This is a genomic window from Sapientia aquatica (assembly GCF_004358105.1).
GTDB classification, from domain to species: domain Bacteria; phylum Pseudomonadota; class Gammaproteobacteria; order Burkholderiales; family Burkholderiaceae_D; genus Solimicrobium; species Solimicrobium aquaticum.
Window position 1 is genome coordinate 39,332 of record NZ_SMYL01000005.1, and the last position, 16,215, is coordinate 55,546.

The 16,215-nt window shown below is 48.0% G+C and carries 14 protein-coding genes; 9 read left to right on the forward strand and 5 right to left on the reverse strand.

What is annotated here, in order from left to right:
- The first annotated feature begins 22 nt into the window (after window positions 1-22).
- The 8 genes from bamA to E2I14_RS11170 all read left to right on the forward strand — a co-directional run bounded on the left by bamA (window position 23) and on the right by E2I14_RS11170 (window position 8,033).
- Window positions 23-2,410, forward strand: a complete 2,388-nt coding sequence (gene bamA, locus E2I14_RS11135) for an outer membrane protein assembly factor BamA (protein ID WP_133328472.1) — start codon at window positions 23-25, stop codon at window positions 2,408-2,410.
- Window positions 2,411-2,486: 76 nt separating this feature from the next.
- Window positions 2,487-2,999 (forward strand): OmpH family outer membrane protein, encoded by a 513-nt coding sequence (locus E2I14_RS11140; RefSeq protein WP_319945930.1) that lies wholly within the window; start codon window positions 2,487-2,489, stop codon window positions 2,997-2,999.
- 11 nt (window positions 3,000-3,010) lie between these two features.
- Complete coding sequence (gene lpxD / locus E2I14_RS11145) at window positions 3,011-4,087, forward strand: UDP-3-O-(3-hydroxymyristoyl)glucosamine N-acyltransferase (RefSeq protein WP_133328893.1); 1,077 nt, start codon at window positions 3,011-3,013, stop codon at window positions 4,085-4,087.
- Between the two features lie 36 nt (window positions 4,088-4,123).
- Window positions 4,124-4,603 (forward strand): 3-hydroxyacyl-ACP dehydratase FabZ, encoded by a 480-nt coding sequence (gene fabZ, locus E2I14_RS11150; RefSeq protein WP_133328474.1) that lies wholly within the window; start codon window positions 4,124-4,126, stop codon window positions 4,601-4,603.
- Window positions 4,603-5,391 carry an acyl-ACP--UDP-N-acetylglucosamine O-acyltransferase gene (gene lpxA, locus E2I14_RS11155; protein ID WP_133328476.1) on the forward strand — a complete coding sequence of 263 codons (789 nt, stop codon included), beginning with the start codon at window positions 4,603-4,605 and terminating at the stop codon, window positions 5,389-5,391. Before fabZ ends, lpxA begins: the two co-directional genes overlap by 1 nt.
- A gap of 13 nt (window positions 5,392-5,404) precedes the next feature.
- Window positions 5,405-6,574 (forward strand): lipid-A-disaccharide synthase, encoded by a 1,170-nt coding sequence (gene lpxB / locus E2I14_RS11160; RefSeq protein ID WP_133328478.1) that lies wholly within the window; start codon window positions 5,405-5,407, stop codon window positions 6,572-6,574.
- Between the two features lie 2 nt (window positions 6,575-6,576).
- Window positions 6,577-7,356 (forward strand): TatD family hydrolase, encoded by a 780-nt coding sequence (locus E2I14_RS11165; protein WP_133328480.1) that lies wholly within the window; start codon window positions 6,577-6,579, stop codon window positions 7,354-7,356.
- A complete protein-coding gene (locus tag E2I14_RS11170; RefSeq protein ID WP_133328482.1) occupies window positions 7,356-8,033 on the forward strand; it encodes an ankyrin repeat domain-containing protein in 678 nt (225 codons plus the stop codon). The genes E2I14_RS11165 and E2I14_RS11170 overlap by 1 nt, the downstream gene beginning before the upstream one ends.
- Before the next feature lie 34 nt (window positions 8,034-8,067).
- On the opposite strand, the gene E2I14_RS11175 is transcribed toward E2I14_RS11170, so the two are convergent.
- The gene (locus E2I14_RS11175) at window positions 8,068-9,234 is read right to left on the reverse strand and encodes a pyridoxal phosphate-dependent aminotransferase (protein WP_133328484.1); all 1,167 of its coding nucleotides are present in this window, start codon (window positions 9,232-9,234) and stop codon (window positions 8,068-8,070) included.
- A 309-nt stretch (window positions 9,235-9,543) separates the two neighbouring features.
- Here E2I14_RS11175 and hemN point away from each other — a divergent pair, with 309 nt between their 5' ends.
- Window positions 9,544-11,034 carry an oxygen-independent coproporphyrinogen III oxidase gene (hemN, locus tag E2I14_RS11180; protein ID WP_133328486.1) on the forward strand — a complete coding sequence of 497 codons (1,491 nt, stop codon included), beginning with the start codon at window positions 9,544-9,546 and terminating at the stop codon, window positions 11,032-11,034.
- Between the two features lie 73 nt (window positions 11,035-11,107).
- On the opposite strand, the gene E2I14_RS11185 is transcribed toward hemN, so the two are convergent.
- The 4 genes from E2I14_RS11185 to acnA all read right to left on the reverse strand — a co-directional run bounded on the left by E2I14_RS11185 (window position 11,108) and on the right by acnA (window position 16,203).
- A complete protein-coding gene (locus E2I14_RS11185; RefSeq protein ID WP_133328488.1) occupies window positions 11,108-11,944 on the reverse strand; it encodes an HDOD domain-containing protein in 837 nt (278 codons plus the stop codon).
- Window positions 11,945-12,175: 231 nt separating this feature from the next.
- Complete coding sequence (locus E2I14_RS11190; protein WP_133328490.1) at window positions 12,176-12,568, reverse strand: VOC family protein; 393 nt, start codon at window positions 12,566-12,568, stop codon at window positions 12,176-12,178.
- Between the two features lie 132 nt (window positions 12,569-12,700).
- Window positions 12,701-13,099 (reverse strand): MAPEG family protein, encoded by a 399-nt coding sequence (locus tag E2I14_RS11195; protein ID WP_133328492.1) that lies wholly within the window; start codon window positions 13,097-13,099, stop codon window positions 12,701-12,703.
- Between the two features lie 389 nt (window positions 13,100-13,488).
- Window positions 13,489-16,203, reverse strand: coding sequence for an aconitate hydratase AcnA (gene acnA / locus E2I14_RS11200; protein WP_133328494.1), 2,715 nt, complete (start codon window positions 16,201-16,203; stop codon window positions 13,489-13,491).
- Window positions 16,204-16,215: the final 12 nt, after the last annotated feature.

A 16,215-nucleotide genomic window follows, 5' to 3' on the forward strand; every position in this document is an offset into this window, starting at 1 on the left:
TACTGTTAAAGAACTCTTACCGATGACATTACATTCTGCGTTTTTTCCGTTGCCTAATTTTCCACGTCGTTTAATTGCTATTGCCGCATTTGCACTTAGTAGTGGTTCTGCCTTCGCAATCCAACCTTTCGTTGTCAAAGATATTCGTGTTGAAGGTGCTCAACGTACTGAAGCAGGTACAATTTTTAGCTATTTGCCGGTGCGTGTGGGCGATACATTTACCGACGAAAAAAGTACCGCAGCGATTAAGTCACTGTATGCCACGGGCTTTTTTAAAGACGTTCAAATTGAAGTGCAAGGTAATGTCCTCGTCATCGTATTAGAAGAGCGTCCCTCGGTTGCGTTGATTGAATTCACCGGGATGAAAGAGTTTGAAAAAGACGTTTTGATTAAAGCGTTAAAAGAAATCGGCGTTGGTGAAGGTCGGGTATTTGATAAAGCCTCGGTTGATCGGGCCGAGCAAGAATTAAAGCGCCAATATTTATCTCGCGGTTTATACGGAGTTCAAGTAACCACGACAGTTACCCCAATCGAGCGTAACCGCGTCAACGTCAATTTTGTGGTGGATGAAGGTGATGTTGCTCGGATCAAAAAAATCAGTTTCATTGGAAATAAAGCGTTTAGCGACAAAGAGCTACAAGATATTATCAGCCTGCGCACCCCCGGTTGGTTTACTTGGTACAGCAAGGCCGATCAATATTCCAAACAAAAATTGTCGGGTGATTTAGAGTCGTTAAAATCGTTCTACCAAAATCGCGGTTACATCGAGATGAACGTCGATTCAACCCAGATTTCGATTACGCCCGACAAAAAAGACATCTACATCACCATAAATTTGACTGAAGGTGAGCAATACACCGTAACTGATTTGCGCTTAGAAGGCGAAACCTTTGGTCGCGATGCTGAATTCAAATCGTTGCTGACCTTGAAATCGGGCGAGATTTACTCTGCCGCCAAATTGACTGAGAGCACCAAGCGCATCACTGATCGCATGGGTAACTTTGGTTACGCATTCGCCAACGTTAATGCCAATCCAGACGTAGATCGTGAAAAGAAAGAAGTCGCCTTCACCATCTTCCTTGATCCTGGCAAACGCGTCTATGTGCGCAAGATTGGATTCTCTGGCAACACAACGACCCGCGATGAAGTTATTCGTCGTGAATTCCGTCAGTTCGAAGGTTCTTGGTACGACGGACAAAAAATCAAATTGTCGCGTGATCGGGTAGATCGTTTAGGTTACTTTAAAGAAGTAACAATTGAAACGCCCGAAGTCGCCGGTAGTACGGATCAGATCGACGTTAACCTCAATGTGACTGAAAACCCGACTGGTAACTTTACTCTGGGTGCGGGTTACTCTCAGGCGGAACACTTTACTTTCTCCGGTGGTTTGTCAAAAAGCAATGCCTTTGGTAGCGGCGATACGATTGCGATTAACGTCAACACTAGTATCATCAACCGAACCATCGCGTTATCGCGTTTTGAGCCTTACATCACCGATGAGGGCATTAGCCGCAGTGAAGAAATCTATTTGCGTACCAATACCGCACCTTTGGGCAGTATCGGTGGGTACAATGTAAAAAGTTTAGGTTCTGCGTTGAAATTTGGTGTGCCATTCACGGAACTGGATACCATTTTCTTTGGTATCGGTGTGGAACATACCAACGTCCGAACACATGAAGGAAGTCCATATCGGTATCAAAAATACGTGACCGATTATGGTGATGGCAAAATTTTCTACGTGCCAGAAAACCCGGTCAGCGGCACACCAGCTTACATTAATTCTATTCCTGGTGAAGCCAAAACGTTTGCATTCCCATTAACAGCGGCATGGCAACGCGACAGCCGCGACAGTGCGTTAACACCAAGTGTTGGTAGTTATCAACGTGCCAACTTAGAGATTGCTCTGTTAGGTGATTTGAAATACATGCGTGCCGTGTATAACCGCCAATATTACCTACCATTATTTAATAATTTCGCTACCTTAGCGTTGAATGGCGAGGTAGATTATGGACGTGGATTTGACGGCAAACCGTTCCCAATCTTTAAGAACTGGTATGCCGGTGGTATTGGTTCAGTGCGCGGTTATGAAACTTCTACTCTGGGTAGCCGCGATCCAGTCACGGGCGACTCAACCGGTGGTGCGTCGCGCTTAATTTTAAATGCCGAATTGCAGTTCCCGTTCCCGGGTTCTTCTGGTGACCGTTCATTGCGTTGGTTCTTATTTACCGATGCGGGTAACGTTTATGATGAAGGTGCGGCATTCCGTGGCGGAGTTCGTTCTTCCTATGGTATTGGTATCCAATGGCTGTCCCCAATGGGACCGTTGAAGCTGAGCTTGGCGCATGATTTGAATGCCAAAGAATTGGATCGTAAGAAACCCTTTGATTTCCAAATTGGCGGTGGTTTCTAATCCCGTTGAAGAGTTGTTCGTAAATGGCTAGAATGTTGTGGTTTGGTAATAGAAATTTTTTCTGCGGAGAATTATCTTGAAACACTTTGCAATTTCAACTTTGTTGCAGTTAACGATAGCTACTAGCTGCATGGTGTTTGTCTCTAGCGCCAGCGCTCAAGAGACAAAGATTGGATACGTCAGTACCGAACGTGTAATGCGTGAATCTGCTCCTGCAAAAGCGGCGGAAGCGCGACTCGATGCTGAGTTTTCTCAACGCCGTAAAGATTTGCACGACTTCACTCTCAAAATCAAAGCCATGGCTGAGAAGCTCGATAAAGATTCTACTGTTATTCCAGAATCAGATCGCATCAAGCGTCAGCGCGAATTGTCCGACATGGATCAAGATTTCCAGCGCAAACAGCGCGCCTACAGTGAAGATTTGAGCCAGCGTTCACGCGAAGAAATCGCTAAGCTCAATGATCTTGCCACTAAGACTATCAAACAAATCGCTGAAACAGATAAATTTGACGTGATCATCCAAGACGCGGTCTACATTAATCCGCGCATCGACATCACCGAAAAAGTCATGAAAGCACTGGCCAAATAATGTCGAGTTCGATTGGCGTTCGGCTAGCGGACTTGGTCGAACACTTAGGTGGTTCAATATCCGGTGATGCGAATTTAATAGTAGCGGGCATTGCACCGCTCGAGCACGCCGATGCAAGCAGCATTACCTTTCTCTCAAATCCCAAATTACGCAAACAGGCAGGCGACACACTTGCCGCCGCCATCATTGTCAAAGCAAGTGATGCAGAATTTCTGCGTGATCAATTCAACGGCACGTTAATCGTTGTTGATAATCCTTACGCCTATTTTGCTAAGGCAGCGCAATTTTTCGCGGCGTTGACTAAACAACCCATCGCAGTTGGGGTTCATCCCAGCGCAGTCGTTGACCCCAGCGCCAAAATCGCTGCTAGCGCGTCAATCGGCCCGTTGGTGTGCATCGAAGCCGATGTTGTGATTGAAGACAATGTCCGAATTGACGCAGGCTGCTTTATCGGGCGCGGCGCAAAGATTGGTGCCGATAGTCATTTTCATGCCAACGTTTCGTGGCACCACGATTGCCGCATCGGGCAACGTGCGATTATTTATTCGGGCGCCGTGATTGGTGGCGAAGGTTTTGGCTTTGCCAGCGAGGCTGGTCGTTGGATCAAAATCCCGCAAACCGGTGGCGTTGCTATTGGTGACGATGTGGAAATCGGCGCCAATACTTGCATCGATCGCGGCGCACTATCCGATACCATCATTGAGGATGGCGTTAAGTTAGACAATCAGATTCAAATTGGACATAACTGTTTTATCGGAGCGAATACCGCCATGGCTGGCTGCGTGGGTGTCGCTGGAAGCGCAAAGATTGGTCGTAATTGCACTTTTGGTGGCGCAGCCATGGTGCTTGGGCATTTGACGATTGCCGATAACGTGCATATTTCCTCGGGCAGCATGGTTTCGCGCTCAATCAATGAACCCGGCCAGTACACTGGTTTTTACCCGTTGGCCAAGAATGCGGATTGGGAAAAAACCGCCGTCATCGTGCGTAACCTAGATAGCTTGCGCGACAAAGTACGTGCGATGGAAAAAACAATACAGGCACTGACAGAATCGACTAATGCCACTCCGACTAAAGATTTAACCTAATTCATACCGTTTACGACTCGAATAATGAAAGCTCCCATGACTACCTTAGACATTAATCAAATCAAAGAATATTTGCCGCATCGCTATCCAATGTTATTGGTTGATCGGGTCTTAAATTGGGAATCCGGCAAGAACATTACTGCGATTAAAAACGTTACGGCCAACGAAGAATTTTTTAACGGCCATTTCCCCAATAAGCCAGTAATGCCAGGCGTGTTGATGATCGAAGCGATGGCGCAAGCTGCTGCTTTGTTATCCTTTTTGACCATGGGACAAAAGCCGGATGAAAATACCTTGGTGTATTTTTTGGGTATCGACAATGCGCGTTTTAAACGTCCGGTTGAACCGGGCGACCAGTTAAAGCTGGAAGTTGAAATTATCAAAGTCGCGCGCGGTATTTGGAAATACAAAGCCACGGCCTCGGTCGATGGTCAATTAGCAGTTGAAGCTGATTTGATGTGTACCTTGCGCACAGTGGAAGGCAAAGACCCAGCACCAGCAGCAGCGGGGCAATAATGAGTAACATCCATCCCACCGCGATCATCGCCAAAGAAGCGAGTTTAGATAGTTCGGTAGAGGTTGGTGCGTACAGCATTATCGGGCCGCATGTGCAAATCGGGGCCGGTACAAAAATCGGCCCACACGTGGTCTTAGAGGGCCGCACAACGATTGGGCGCGACAACACATTCTTCCAATTTTCTTCGATTGGGGCGACGCCGCAAGATAAAAAATACGCTAACGAACCTACGCTGTTAGAAATTGGTGATCGTAATGTGATTCGTGAGTTTTGCACCTTCCATTTAGGGACTGTGCAAGATAACAGTATTACGCGTATCGGCAGCGATAATTTGATGATGGCTTATGTGCATATTGCGCACGATTGCCAAGTCGGTAGTCACACTATTTTTGCTAACAACGCTTCCATCGCCGGCCATGTCCACGTGGATGACTGGGTAATTCTTGGCGGCTTTGCTGGTGTGCATCAATTTTGCAAAATCGGCGCGCACGCGATGCTGGGGATGAATACCAGTTTGACCCAAGACGTGCCACCTTACATGATTTTGTCGGGTAATCCAGCCGCCGTGCACGGCTTAAATTTAGAAGGTTTGAAGCGGCGGGGTTTCACTCGCGAGAGCATTAACGCGATACGCCAAGCATATAAATTATTGTACAAATCTAGCCTGACTTTGGATGAGGCCAAACAAGCGTTGCAGCAGTTGCAAGCTGAGCAGGCTGATTCAGCGTCGCAAATCCAAGTGATGCTGGATTTCCTCGAACGCTCGACTCGCGGCATTGTGCGCTAATTCCTGCCCCCGAATGTCTTTGATCACGAATCCCACAATTGCGGTTGTCGCTGGCGAGAGCTCCGGCGACTTGTTGGCCAGCCGCATGTTGTCCGGCCTGCGACCCCAGCTTCCGCACGCTAATTTGCACGGTATTGGTGGTAAGCATATGGCCGAATATGGTTTTGTGTCCGACTATCCGATGGAAACCTTATCGGTGCGTGGGCTGTTTGAAGTGCTAATGCACTACCGCGAGATAAAAGCGGTGCAGACCAATTTAATCGATCAATTGCTTGCTGAGCGTCCGAATGTGTTTATCGGCGTTGATGCGCCTGATTTTAATTTCACGGTAGAGCAACGGCTAAAAGAAGCGGGCATTCCAACGGTGCATTTTATTGGCCCCTCAATTTGGGCTTGGCGTCGAGGACGGATTAATAAAATCATTAAATCCGTGTCGCACATGTTGGTGATTTTTCCGTTCGAGGAAGAAATCTATAAAGCCGCTAATGTCCCTGTTACATACGTCGGCCACCCGCTAGCCGAAGTCTTACCACTAGAGCCGGACACAATGGCAGCGCGCCAAGAATTAGGCCTGCCGTTGGATGCGACGATTGTCACCATTATGCCGGGCAGCCGCCTGTCAGAAATCAACTACAATACCGCCGCGTTTATTGGTGCTGCCAAAATTCTCGCGCAGCGTGATCCATCGATTCGTTTTATCGTGCCTATGGTGGGTGACAAGCAGCGCAACGCGTATATTGAACAGGTCGTCAAGGCGCAGTTGTCGGATGTGCCTGTGTTGCTGATCAACGGCGCTTCGCACACGGCAATCACCGCGGCCAATAGCGTGTTAGTCGCGTCAGGCACGGCCACGTTAGAAGTGGCGTTATTAAAAAAACCGATGGTAATTGCCTACAAGCAGACTTGGGCAAGTTGGCAAATCATGCGCCGTATGGCTTATCAACCTTGGATCGGTTTGCCCAACATTTTGGCGCGTGAATTCTTGGTGCCAGAATTTGTGCAAGATGAAGCCAATCCCTTGGCTCTGGCTGATGCGTTATGGAAGCAACTGCACGACGATAAATTGGTAGCCCGATTGAAGCAGCGATTTTTAGACATGCATCACAGTTTATTGCGCGATAGCGCTCGCGAAAGCGCGCAGGCGATTCTTCAAATTATTAATCAATCAGCGACTGGCAAATAACCATGTTCATCGATTCACATTGCCATCTTGATTTTCCTGAATTGTCGGAGCGTCTGCCGGACATTCTTGCGACCATGGAAGCGAACAGAGTAGGGCGCGCTTTATGCGTCGCGGTTGATTTGCCGGATTTTGCGCGTGTGCTGAAATTGGCGGAAACCTATCCGCATTTGTATGCTTCCGTGGGTGTGCACCCTGATTATGTTGAGACGCCCGAACCGACTGTGGAGCAATTAGTCGAGCTATCTAATCATCCCAAAGTAATCGCAATTGGCGAAACGGGCTTGGATTATTTTCGCTTAACAGGCGACTTGGAATGGCAGCGCAATCGTTTTCGCACCCATATCGAAGCTTCCCGTATCACCCGCAAGCCGCTCATTATTCATACCCGCGCCGCGTCCGCAGACACCATCGATATCATGCGCGCAGCCGGTGCTGGCGTAGAGCAGGGCGGTGCTGGTGGTGTGATGCACTGTTTTACCGAAACCTTGGAAGTGGCTTTGGCGGCGGTTGAGTTGGGATTTTATATTTCCTTCTCGGGCATTTTGACGTTTAAAAGCGCTAAGCAAATTCAAGAGGTGGCCAAAGCTTTGCCACTTGAACGTATTTTGATCGAAACCGATTCGCCTTATTTAGCGCCGGTTCCGCATCGTGGCAAAATGAATGAGCCAGGTTGGGTCAAACATGTGGCGGAATATTTAGCCGACTTAAAACAAATTCCACTTGCTCAAGTCGAGCAACAAACTACCGAAAATTTCTGCACCTTGTTTAACGTTACTTTGTAATGTCGTTTGTTTCGTCTGTCTTCAGAAATACTCTAGTTGGCTTGTTGGCTGCACTATTTGCGCTATCAGCCTATGCCAGCGATCAAGCTGATTTTTTTAGCGCGATCCAATTCAATCATGTCAGCAGCTTGCCCGTTATGTTGGCGCGCGGCGTTGACCCAAATGCCAAAGAACCGCTTCGGGGCGAAACGGCCTTGATCTTAGCGGTGCATGAAAATGCCAACGATGTGTTTGATTGGTTATTGAGCCTAAAGGGTGTTGATATTAACGCCCAAGCCAAAAACGGTAATACCGCGATTATGTTGGCAGCGTATTTAGAAAATAGTCATGCCGTCACGGCGCTGCTTGAGCGCGGTGCGGAAGTGAATAAAACTGGCTGGACTGCGCTGCACTACGCGGCGATGTCCGGTAACGACGTAATCATTTCAGCTTTGCTGGAGCACGCAGCCTACATCGATGCGCAGACGCCGAATGGAGACACGGCGCTGATGCTGGCATTAAAGGGAAACAAAACTAGCGCCGTCAAATTGCTGTTGGACCAGGGCGCTGATCCGACGATTCAGAACAATCAGCAACAAACCGCGCTTGATATGGCGAAAAAGTTAGAATTTCGCGGGATGATTGAGTTGATTCAACAGGGTGTTGATCAATTTGATCAACGCCAGCATTCGCCTTGAATGATTTTGTTTCAATGACTGCTTAGATTGGTGCTTAAATCCGCACTAGCTTTTCCAACGCTAAGGCCAACGTTTGCTCTTGTTTAGCAAAGCAAAAACGCACCAATCCCGATTCCATTCCAGACCGATAAAACGCCGACACCGGAATCGCCGCCACGCCGATTTCTTTGGTTAGCCATTCCGCAAACGCCAACTCCGGCAAATCCGAAATCGCTGAATAATCCACGCATTGAAAGTAGGTTCCTTGCGCTGGCAATAATTTAAAGCGCGACTGACTTAAGCCAGCGCGGAAATAGTCGCGTTTGGCTTGATAAAAATCGGATAAGTTTTCATACGGCGCAGTATTTTGCAGATAGGCCGCCAAGCCATATTGCATCGGCGTGTTGACGGTAAAAACGGTGAATTGATGCACCTTTTTGAATTCCGTCATGAGGGCAGCGGGAGCGGTGACGTAACCGACTTTCCAGCCGGTGACATGGAAGGTTTTCCCAAAGCTAGAAATCACAAAAGCCCGTTTTGCCAATTCTGGATGCGCGCTTACTGAAACATGCTGTGCACCGTCATACACCATGTGCTCATAGACTTCGTCCGAGAGCAGCAGCACATGCGCATTGTGCGGTTCGCGCAAGATGTCCGCCAAGGCGTTTAAGTCGGATCGCTGCAATACCGAGCCGGTGGGATTGTTGGGGCTATTGATAATGATTAATCGTGTTTTAGGCGTGATTTTGGCCGCCAACTTAGCCCAGTTAACGCTGAAACCTTGCTCGTTAATTTCCATTGATACGGTAATTGGAATGCCGCCGGCCAATTGAATCGCTGGCAAATAACAGTCGTAAGCCGGTTCAATCACAATCACTTCGTCACCCGGATGCACGCTGCATTGAATGGCGCACATGATGCCTTGCGTGGCACCAGCGGTCACTGTAATTTCGGTCTCCGGGTCGTATTGATGTCCGTACAGGCGTGCTACTTTTTGCGCGATGGTTTGACGTAGTACCGGAACGCCAGCCATCGGCGGATATTGATTATGCCCTTGCTGCATGGCTTCGGTGACGAGTTCCAATAAATGCGGATCGCAACCAAAGTCGGGGAAGCCTTGGCCAAGGTTGACGGCTTTGTGCTGCACCGCGAGGGCGGACATCACCGAAAAAATCGTACTTCCGACATTGGGTAAGCGGGATTGAATGTGAAGTTGGCTCATAGTTGGCGAAGATTGTTGCGCTGTTAAATATATGTCGCGCTAGTTTAGCAAACGTTATTGCTGATGGCTTTTTTATACGTCAACAATCCTAGTCAATGTTGAAATTTACTTATGCTCTTCGCTCATATAGAACCAGTTGACACTGAGAATTTGGTTTTGCTGCTAAAAAGATAATAAAGCTCTCCCAAGTTGCGAAACTTTGCGAATTCCTTTTGTGCAAGATCAAGCTCCTAAAAGTAATTCATTTGTACACTCAAGCCAATCGACCTTATCCACCTGTCATGGGTAATCGAAAAATGGAAAACAATCATGTTAGATACGACGATACAGTCCGCAGCAGAGGCCGCTTATTCCAGCAACGCAGAGCAATCCAGCGCGCCACCAACCAACCACAGCCAAACGCACATTGCCAACACCACGCCGGTGTTTGATGTGGAATTAATCCGCAAATTAAACCAACTCGGCCCGCGCTACACCTCGTATCCAACCGCAGATCGTTTTACCGATAGTTTTCACATTCCCGACTACGAATCGACGGTATCTGAATTAAAAGCGCAAACGCAGCATTTGCCGTTGTCGCTCTATATCCATATCCCATTTTGCGCATCAATTTGCTACTACTGCGCGTGCAATAAAGTCATTACCAAGGATCGTAGCAAAGCGGTTACTTATCTCGACTATTTAAAACGCGAAATCGCGCTGCAATCCAAGCTGTTCGATGGCATGAAAAAAGTCGAGCAATTGCATTTTGGTGGCGGTTCACCGACGTATATCGACGATGCGCAGATGAGCGATTTGTTAGCCAATTTGCGTGAGCATTTTGAATTCGCACCGGATGAAATTGGTGAATATTCGATTGAAGTTGATCCCAGAACAGTCAGTCCAGAACGCATCGCGGTATTGCGTCAACAAGGCTTTAATCGCTTAAGTTTGGGCATCCAAGATTTTAACGATGTGGTGCAAAAAGCGGTCAATCGGATTCAGCCAGAAGAAGATACGCTGGCTGTGATGAAGGCTGCGCGTGATGTAGGCTTCCGCTCGATCAGCGTTGATTTGATTTATGGCTTGCCCAAGCAAACTATTGCCAGCATGACGCAAACGTTAGATCAAATTATTGGCGCTGATCCAGACCGTATCGCTATTTATAACTACGCGCATATGCCGCATTTGTTTAAGCCGCAGCGTCGCATCAATGTCGATGAATTGCCCGATCCAGAAGCTAAACTGCAGATGCTGTTTTTATGCATTCAAAAATTAACCAATGCCGGTTATGTGTACATCGGCATGGATCATTTTGCTAAGCCAAGCGATGACTTATGTCTGGCTCAACAAGAAGGGCGCTTGCAGCGTAACTTCCAAGGCTATTCAACTCATGCACAGACCGAAATGCTGTCCTGCGGCGTGTCCGCTATCAGCGCGGTTGGTGCGTGTTATACCCAGAACGAAAAAACCTTGGATGCGTACTATGCGCGCTTAGATCAAGGCGAATTGCCCATCGCCCGTGGGATTAAATTAAGCAATGATGATGTCTTGCGGCGCGATGTGATTGGCCAATTAATGTGCCATTTTGAGTTGGACTATGCCAAATTGAATGCGGCGTATGGCATCGCTTTTGTGGATTATTTTAAAAACGAATTAGCCAAGTTTGCGCCATTCGAAGAAAATGGTTTGTTGACCTTATCAAAAGACGCGTTAAAAGTCAGCTTAAAAGGGCGCTTATTAATCCGCAATATTTGTATGGTGTTCGATGCGTATTTAGGTAAGAAAGAAGAACCGTTGCGTTACTCAAAAACGATTTGAGATAGGCGCGCTAATACCTCTGTAATTACTTGTGTTGAACGTTTGATTGCTACCGGATCTGTTCCGGTAGCGCTCAATTCAGCAAGGCTTCTCTGAGCGACTCGATTTGTTCGGTCGCGTCATCCAAAATCGAACTCAGTGTCTCATCCCCGACCGCAAAGTCGATACGCGTCGCCTCATCACGAATGGCTAATTCGGACGCTGGCTGTAATGGGGAGAGGGTGGTTGCCAAGTCATTCGCCAAAATTAAAACGTCACCCAAGGTGACCGGCGGTTGCGCTCCATGACCTACCCAAACAGCTTCAATTCCTTCGCAAATAACGTCGGGGATTTCTAGTGCTTTTAACACGCCGCGACCAATAATTTTTTCGCCGTATTCCACCCAACCTTCCAGTTCACCGTCCAACAAGCCAGGAAATTCATCCGAGCGGGACAGTAAGTAAAATCCGCCAACTTCGTGCACGATACCGGCGAATAGCGCCGTGTCGGGATCAATGCGCGTCATGCGGCGCGCGATCACATGGGCCAAAGCAGCAACGCACGCGGTGTGCTCCCAAAGCTCAACCGATTTTTGACGGATCGCTGGGTCGCTAATGCCGCTATTCATTTGACGCACGATGAGCGATATAGCCAGTGAGCGCAGCGTCCCAAAACCCAGACGCATCACGGCAGTGGTCACATTGTTGATTTTTGTGCCTGTGCGGTTGTAGGCGGCGGAATTGGCAATTGCCACAGTGCGCGCCGAGAACAGCGGGTCAGCCAGCACCAATTTGGTTGCGCTGGCCAAATGCGTGTCTGGATCGTCTAATAGTTGCTTGACCTTTAAGGTGGCATTGATATTGGACGAGAAGGTGATTTCCCCTTTGTTAGCCTGGGCCGCAATACTGCGAAAGGCTTCAAGTCTGTCCATGCTTGTTCTCCATTAGCGATCAATTATTGTGTGTTGTTAAATTGAGCAGAATTCGAGCGTTCAGCTCTAGTCGCCATAGAGCGTGGGGAATTCCTGTCGCACTAAAATGAGTGAAATTTATATATTTCTAATGCGCAACTATCCTATTATTTATAGGATACCGGCAGGGTGAAGTCAACTTCGGCTTAGTTACACTTAGCTTAGGCAGTAACAAGATGTTAGTTCGGACCTTTAGCCGCCGATGGGCGAACACAGCTCAATTAACGAGCCTTCTAGCGAGCGCACATAAGCCACGGTTTGGCCCCACGGTTTAGCGGTGGGCGGTTTGATGGCAGTGGCTCCCGCATCGACCGCTTGCTTGAATGCGGCGTCCACGTCCTCGGCGACAAAGGCTAATTCAATCCCAAACGGCTTGCCACTGGCTTGGACTGGCAGAAATTGATCGCCCAAATTCATGTCGCCCATTTCAAGGCTAGCGAAGGCTAGCGCGGTTTCGCCAGTATCCAATTCGCCGTACATGTTGGATTCGTGCAGGAAGCGGGTTTTGAAGCCGAATGCTTTATCGTAGAAAGCGAGTGTGTCGGGAACTGATGTGACGTAGATTATTGTGTAGCCGAATTTCATTGATAGCCTCGTTTAAATTTGGTGAGGGGTTTCTCATGATGCGGATTAAACCTGAATGGCAGCGCGGGTGGGCGCCGGGGCAATCCCACCATTAACGCGTGGAATGCAGTGATTGCAGCCAAGGTGGCCGCGTTATCCAACGAATTTGTACAGCGACCATCCCAAGTTCAACATAACTAAGGCTATGAGTGTCACAAAAGTAAGTTGCATTCCCAAAACCCGCTTGCGGAAATTAGGCGGAGGTACATTGATACCGGCGGCGTGGATCAAGCGACCACTAAGTAACGCCGTGCCGAGAATACTATTCAACCACCATGGAGCTCCGTTTAACTCAAGACACGCGATCAAGATCAGACCGATTGGGACATATTCAGCAAAATTACCTTGAGCACGAATTGCTCGCTCCAGGTCCTCGTGCCCGCCACTGCCCAAGACAACTTTATTCTTCCTTCTCAGGCCAATAACAGCGAACGAGAGTTTTATAAAGAAGATGGTCGCAACTGAGGCAATAATTGAAGTAACTAACAACATACTGGGCTCCAAGAGAAGTTCTAAATTTTAGCTAATCAATGAATCATTCTGAGACGGCTGCGTCAGGATTTGTTGGTCGATATCTACTCGAAATAGTCGGGAATTCTACTCAGTGGATACAAGTGACATGTCTTCCGACCGAATGTCGATTCTTACATTGAACGGCCAATTTGCTTCAATTGCATCGATTCAACGAAATCCCACGCACGACATTTAGCCGATACCTAGGCGAAATTTTGTCTGGAAATAGTAAAGCAGATATTGAATCTAGGCAATTCTTACCTCGATTAGGCATAAAGCCATCTTCAAAGCGATCCGTTAGAACCAAGAGCGCAATAAAAAACAGGGACCGAAGTCCCTGTTTTTCACATCGCTAATTCCTCTAACGATTACGCTGCCAACAACTGACGCAACACAAACGGCAAGATACCGCCATGTTTGTAGTAATCAACTTCGATTGGTGTATCGATGCGCAACAACACGGTGACTTCTTGTGATGTGCCGTCTTCACGGTGGATGACTAAAGTCGCGTTTTGTTGTGGTTTGATTTCACCATCCAAGCCTTTGAGGTCAAAGGTTTCTTTACCAGTGATGCCCAAGGTTTGCACGCTGTCGTCGCCGATAAATTGCAACGGCAATACACCCATACCAACTAAGTTAGAACGGTGAATACGCTCGAATGAACGCACGATGACCGCTTTAACGCCCAACAGTTGTGTGCCTTTCGCTGCCCAGTCACGGGATGAGCCTGTACCGTATTCTTCGCCACCGAAAATCATAGTCGGCACGCCGTCAGCAACATATTTCATTGCTGCGTCGTAGATCGCCATTTGTTCACCAGTTGGTTGGTGAATTGTGATGCCGCCTTCAACTTGGCCGCCATCTGCTTTCAATGGGATCATTTTGTTTTTGATCCGCACGTTAGCAAATGTGCCGCGCATCATGATTTCGTGGTTACCACGGCGTGAACCGTAGGAGTTGAAATCCGCTTTGAGCACGTTATTGGCTAACAACCATTTACCGGCTGGGCTCGATTCAGTGATCGAACCGGCTGGGGAAATATGGTCAGTCGTGATGGAGTCACCAAATACGCCCAAAGCGCGTGCGCCAGTGATGCTCGTTGCTGCCGCTTTTGGCGTCATTTCAAAGTCATTGAAGAATGGAGGTTCTGCAATGTAGGTTGAATTTGGCCAGTTGTAGACGTCACCTTCTGCCACGCCTTGGATACCTTCCCACAATTTACCGGGCGCGCCTTTTACGTCAGCGTAGTTATCTTTAAACGTTTTGGAGTTCATCGCGAACTTCATCAGTTTTTGGATTTCTGCGCTGGTAGGCCAGATGTCGCCCAAGAAAATATCTTTGCCTTTGACGCGGCCAACTGGCTCCGTCATCAAATCGCGAGTGACGTTACCAGCAATCGCGTAAGCCACCACCAATGGAGGCGATGCTAAGAAGTTAGAACGAATGTTGCCGTGAATACGGGCTTCAAAGTTACGGTTACCAGACAACACAGCAGACGCCACGATATCGTTTTTAACGATGGCTTCGTTCATTGCTGGAGTCAAATCACCGGCATTACCGATACAAGTAGTACAGCCATAAGCTGCAACGCCAAAGCCGAGTTTTTCCAAGTATGGCAACAAGCCAGCCGCTTCCAAATACTTGGTTACCACGCGCGATCCAGGGGCTAACGATGTTTTGATATGTGGCGATACTTTCAAGCCAGCTTCAACCGCTTTTTTGGCCAACAAACCAGCGGCCAACAAGACGCTAGGGTTAGAAGTGTTGGTGCAAGAAGTGATCGCGGCGATCAAGATGTCACCGTTTTTGACTTTTACGCCATCGGCGTTTTCATAGACGGCATTCAAATCTTCTGGCTTTTTGTTGAAGCCGTTTTCCGATACCGGTTTGGAGAACAAATCAGTGAAGGTTGATTTAACGTGACCGATTTCGATACGATCTTGTGGACGTTTTGGACCGGCCAACGAAGGAGTAACGGTCGACAAATCTAAAGTGACTTCCTTGGTGTAATCGATGTCGCCTTTTTTCGGTACGCCGAACAATTTTTGTGCTTTGAAATAGGCTTCGAATGCGTCGATTTCTGCTTTGCTGCGGCCAGTGCCTTTGAAGTAATCCAACGTCGCGTCGTCAACGGGGAAGAAGCCCATTGTTGCGCCGTATTCTGGTGCCATGTTGGCGATCGTTGCGCGGTCTGTCAGGGTTAAGGTCTCTGTGCCTGAGCCGAAGAATTCAACAAACTTACCAACGACTTTTTCTTTACGCAGCAATTCGGTGATGGTCAAAACTAAGTCGGTAGCAGTTACGCCTTCGATCAATTTGCCAGTCAAGTTCACGCCGACTACGTCAGGTGTCAAGAAATACACTGGTTGGCCGAGCATACCTGCTTCGGCTTCGATACCGCCCACGCCCCAACCAACCACACCGATACCGTTAATCATCGTCGTGTGGGAGTCTGTTCCCACTAAGGTGTCTGGATAGTAGATGTCTTGTTTAGCGACTTTGTGCACGCCGCGTGCTAAGTATTCCAAATTGACTTGGTGAACGATACCAAAGCCTGGAGGAACAACGCCGAAGGTATCAAAGGCTTGCATACCCCATTTCATGAACTGATAACGCTCATTGTTGCGTGAGAATTCCAGTTTCATGTTTAAGTCGAGCGCTTTCTTTTCGCGATAGTGGTCGATCGTCACTGAGTGATCGACAACCAAATCCACCGGAACCAAGGGTTCGATGTTTTTCGCTTTGATGCCCATTTTTGATGCAACGTTACGCATGGCAGCCAAGTCAGCCAACAATGGAACGCCAGTAAAGTCTTGCAATACAACGCGCGATACAACGAATGGAATTTCGTCGTTGCGCTCTGCTGTTGCGCCCCAATTGGCCAATTGCTTAACGTGTTCTTCGGTCACTTTCTTGCCATCGCAGTTACGTAAAACGGACTCTAAAACAATACGAATCGAAACCGGTAAGCGAGAGATTTTCGCGCCCAGTTTTTTTTCTAACGCAGGTAATGAATAGAACTTACCTTTTTTGGAATCTGAAATTTTGAATTCTTTCAGGGTTTTAAATGCGTCTTGGCTCATGACTCTTCCTTT